4 protein-coding genes and 1 pseudogene are annotated in these 4,492 nt (G+C 49.8%); 2 read left to right on the top strand and 3 right to left on the bottom strand.

Translation table 11 applies throughout. The features are described 5' to 3' along the window. Positions 1–81: 81 nt before the first annotated feature. The 3 genes from A4E54_RS03740 to A4E54_RS03730 are packed head-to-tail and all read right to left on the bottom strand — an operon-like array spanning position 82 to position 3,118. The gene (locus A4E54_RS03740; RefSeq protein ID WP_286724475.1) at positions 82–624 is read right to left on the bottom strand and encodes a hypothetical protein; all 543 of its coding nucleotides are present in this window, start codon (positions 622–624) and stop codon (positions 82–84) included. Between the two features lie 33 nt (positions 625–657). After that, positions 658–1,380 (bottom strand): DUF1287 domain-containing protein, encoded by a 723-nt coding sequence (locus tag A4E54_RS03735; protein WP_286724473.1) that lies wholly within the window; start codon positions 1,378–1,380, stop codon positions 658–660. Between the two features lie 7 nt (positions 1,381–1,387). Beyond that, positions 1,388–3,118, bottom strand: a complete 1,731-nt coding sequence (locus A4E54_RS03730; protein ID WP_240084155.1) for a stalk domain-containing protein — start codon at positions 3,116–3,118, stop codon at positions 1,388–1,390. Between the two features lie 333 nt (positions 3,119–3,451). Between A4E54_RS03730 and A4E54_RS03725 the strand changes: the two genes are divergently transcribed. Then, positions 3,452–3,979 (top strand): hypothetical protein, encoded by a 528-nt coding sequence (locus A4E54_RS03725; protein WP_240084154.1) that lies wholly within the window; start codon positions 3,452–3,454, stop codon positions 3,977–3,979. A gap of 331 nt (positions 3,980–4,310) precedes the next feature. Next, a pseudogene (locus A4E54_RS03720) lies at positions 4,311–4,492 on the top strand (putative DNA modification/repair radical SAM protein); the annotation flags it as partial.

Below are 4,492 nucleotides of genomic sequence, written 5' to 3'. Positions count from 1 at the left end.
GCTGATCCTGGGCTTAATATTGATAATCTCCGCAGTGAAAATATTTAACAAAGTACGTCGGGAAAATGTTCAATGATAATATCATCCTGTATACTCTATTCCTGCCGTCTTTAAATAATTGTTTACCTTTTCTCTGATAGATTGCTCCATTTCTTGACCCTTCCCCGTTTTGTGGTAGTTTAGAATCCTCTCGTGGTATTCTTGGGGGAAAATTTGTTTTATATCCGGCCAGTTATACGTGCCGTCGCGCGGCTGCCGGTGCCCAACGACCGTAAAACTGCCGTTCTCCTCTCTCATGGTTAGCGCCAAGGGCAGGAAACTCGCGCTGCGGGGACCGATGCCGACGCTCGGTTCAACCCCATATGTTCGTATGTCCGCCAACAGGTAGGCTGTTTTTTCGTTCCCGTTTTCGGATACCCCGAGCAGGTCGTAAGCCGCAAATGTCTTCACGCCGGGGGGTTCAGGAATGGGAATGATACTGTTTTCCAGGTACTCTGTTATCGCCTGGTCCATAGTAACAACTGTTTTCTTTCCCTGGCCGCCGGACAACTTCCCTTCCTCCACAGCGCAGCCGCTTATGAAGGCAAGTATTAATAGCGCGATAATCAGTCGAGTAATTTTCATTGCGGGCCTCCTTCCACAAATCACAACACCATATTAATTATTTTTAGAAAATCTGAAATGATACTTTATGGGAGTAGACCAATTAAGGAGCCCGTTATCCTCCCTGGTAGAGGGTCCGGCGTTGTGGATCAGCAGGGGAACCCCGTCCGCCCGCCTTTTGTCTGAAACTACTCCCACATGGTCGTGAGGCGGGCCGAACACCACAATGTCGCCGCCCTGCCATTGCTTTAAATTTTCCGCATCCCAAGGCTTAATCTGAGTGGTAAGCTGTTCGGCGTACTTCTTAAAAAAAGCCTCCTGGTTCGGCACCCGGCGGAAATCAATATTGGGCTCAGGCGCGCCTGCCACGCGGGGATAATCTTCCAGATGCTCCCGAATATCCCTGTCCATCATTCCTTTTAAGTCGTAGCCCGCGTTTTGCAGCGCCCGCCAGATCACGTCGGTGCAGACACCTTCGTTTTCCGGCGGGTATCCCCCGGCATAGTAGGCGTCCTTATATGCCGGTCTCGCCTCCAGATCCTTGCGCGCGCCCTGAACGATATCATCAAGGTCGTAGACCCCGTCACCGTCCTTGTCGTTGTACAGCACAACCTTTTCCACCACGCAAACCGGTCCGGTCAACCCACGCAGCTCCGCCGGCAGTTGATTAAAATCCATATTATGAAGAGTCAAAAATCCGGCCGGCAATAAAACAATTACAATACCAATGATTAATTTGAATGGTGAGGATAATCGCCACAAAGACCTTAGACCCATTTATTTTTTACCTCTCCCAGTAAATACTCAGCCATTCGGGATAGTAATTGCCGTAATAGCCATGGTCACCGGTCAGGCCGCTGATTAATTCCATCTCCTGGCCGCCGGTCAGGAGCTTTAAGCACAGGGAACCGCTGTCAAAACGGTTCAGCCGCAGGTACGCCAGGGTTTCTCCGTCCGGGGAAAGCTTGGGTGCGTAGTCGGCTGTGTCCGCCGGGCCGGAGGTAAGGCTTTTCACTTCTCCGCCGTCCGTCTTCAGCCAGATTCGCTGTCCCGGTACCAGTACCTCCGGGAAATTGTCGCCTCCCGCCCATTCGCCTCCTTCTTTACCGCGGCAGAACAGCAGGCTGTAAGGCTTATGCGGCGACCACACCGGCTGGGTGTCTACCTGGCCGGCGCTCCCGCAATCAGTGATTTTGCCGCCGTTCCGCAGGTCTGCCAGGTGCAGGCGCTTGTTTACCGTGGCGTCACGGCCACCGCCAGCGATATAGGCCAGCCGGGCGCTGTCGGGGGACCACGCCAGCCATTGGGCATATTTAAGCCCGCCGCCCAAATCCAGGAGCCGGTCGGATTGCTGCAAATCCAGCACCTGGACGGCCGCGCCGTCCGCCGCCAGGGAAGCTGAACCGGGCTCCAGGTAAAAAGCAAGATAGCGTCCATCCGGCGACCACTGCAAGCCGGATGCCGACCGGGTATAAAAAATATCCTCCGTCGTATTGGGTTCACTGTAGGTAAACAAGTTCGCGCTCTGTCCTTCTAAGGTAATCCGGTTAATCAGCAACGGCTGCTCCTTATTCCGGGGCAAAGATACGGCAATGCTCTGCCCGTCGGGCGCCCAGGCAAAGCTGGCGACATTGCTATGCTCAGGCAATAGCACGGTCACTGTTGCTTCTCCGGCGGCACTGCTATCACTACTATCGAAAACGGCAATCTTCAGGTTGCCGTCCGGCGCATGTTCTTGATCAGGGTCCCGAGTGCCGTAAGCAATGGCATCCGCCAGCGGAGACCAAGCCGGCGTATCCGCCACCGGTCGCCGGTCAACCTGGAAGGCACCTGTGCCGTCAGCTTTAACCACCCAGAGATAGGGGGGCTTGCTCCAGGAATCTTGCGCATCCCGGTGCAGGTACATCAGCCACCGGCCATCGGGAGACCAGCCCACAATCTCCGCATTCCCCGCGCTGGTGATCCGCACCGGCGCCGCACCGGCGCGGACGCCGTCCACCAGCCACAAATGCCCGTTATTGATTAAGGCCACTTTGGCCGGAAATGAAGAATTGCACACTCTTTCCGGCCGCTCGGGCGGCGCGCTGATTATTCTTGCCTTTTGTTCTATACAATTCCATTGAACCGTGGCCCCCAGGGATTCGGCCAGGAACCTCAGGGGCGCCAGGAACCTGTTTTCCACCACCCGCGCCGGCACATCCAGAGGAACCGGTTCGCCGTTCAGCAGGGCTTCATTGCTGCCGTCAACCAGCTTGACGCTCCTGCTTCCGCATGCTATTGTCGCCGTTTCAGTCGCCGGATCCCAGTCCACCCGCGCCCGGAGTGACTCCGCCAGGCTGCGCGCCGGTGCCATAACCCGGTCTTCCAGAAATACCGGCGGCACTTCCAGATCTAATTTTTGGCCGTCAACAACGACAGTTATCGCTGTCTGTTCGCCAAAAGCAGGCACAACGGGGGCAATCCCCGCAAACAACAAAAACAAGCAGATTAAGCCGCAAAATTTAAAGAATTTCATAGTGTTCCTCCCGTATCCGGCCATTTCTAATTCATCTCCAAAGTTACCGTTTTTCCAGTTAAGGCGTCGATATATCCCCTGCTTGCGCCGGCCTTTCAAATGATATTCCGGCCGCGCTGCCCGTAGTCTTTCAACCTGCTTCTGTTTTTACAATTTCCATGAGTCCGAACCCCTGTTTTTGCTTAATTATACCGCATACGATTAAAAACTAAAAAGGTTGTTGCACAATATAAGTCAAAAGTGTATTACAACTTCCCAACTCCTCTTCCATATCTTGCAAAAAGGTATTTGCCTTTAGGTAAAGAATTAACAGAAGGGAAAGGAGGAAGTAAAATGAAAACCCGTTTCGCAACCATTATTTTACTTGTCGTATTGGTTGTATTAGTTGGCTGCACAAATTTAATAAATCAAAAAACTACTACAACAAGTACAGATACAACAGATCACAATGGTCAAACAACTATTACAAAAAAAGAAGATTTTTTAAGTCTATATAAGGAATGGACATCACGGCTAGAAACTATAGCTAACAAAACTAATAACAACTATAGTGATTGGATTAATGGTAAAATTGACACTGAGCAATTCACAATTAATAATCAACAAATTTACAATGAAATAAAACAGCTAAAGAATGAAAGCGATTTAAAAACTGATTTTAATTTGGTAGAAAGCGATAAGCAAAAGGTTAACTTTGAAGCTGTAACAAATGCTTATATTAAAGCATGTAAAGATTTAAATGACTTTTTTTATTTTGTACCACACCTTTCAGATGACGAAATAAAATCTAAATATGAAGAACTAATTAAAGACAAGTATAATAGTGATGTTTCTGAACTAAAAGAACTTTTAAAGATGTAACATTCTTTTAACCGCCTAGTTTAGGCGGTTTTTTACATTTATGTCTCGTTCATTCCTTGCTACCTATGCTATCTATTACCAACTAATATCTAAAGTTATTTTTAACCTAGTTGTATAACTTGAACTCGCTGTCCGATTTATAATCACGCCAATTAATTTACCCTTCCACTTCTATAGCCACCGGGTTTATCGCGTCCCCAATATATGACCCCTCAGCCTTATCCAGATCGTCAGGCAGGTTGTCCAGCATTCGCTGGTGAATAACTTCCTCGGGTCCTTTACAAGAACATTTGTTCTGTAATATGATAAAGATTATAAGGAGCTGAGCGGGTTGGATGCTTTTCATAAGCTGCAAATATTGACCGGTGCGGCAAAATATGACGTGGCCTGTACTTCCAGCGGAGTGGCTAGAAAGGCGGCCGCCGGGGGTATTGGCAGCGCAGAGGCCTGCGGCATATGCCATAGCTTCGCGGCGGACGGGCGATGTGTTTCGCTGTTAAAGGTGCTGATGAC

The organism is Pelotomaculum sp. PtaB.Bin117 (genome assembly GCF_002067195.1).
Classification (GTDB): Bacteria; Bacillota; Desulfotomaculia; order Desulfotomaculales; family Pelotomaculaceae; genus Pelotomaculum_D; species Pelotomaculum_D terephthalicicum.
Note: the sequence above shows the minus strand (reverse complement) of the source record. Positions and strands in the feature narration are given on the sequence as shown.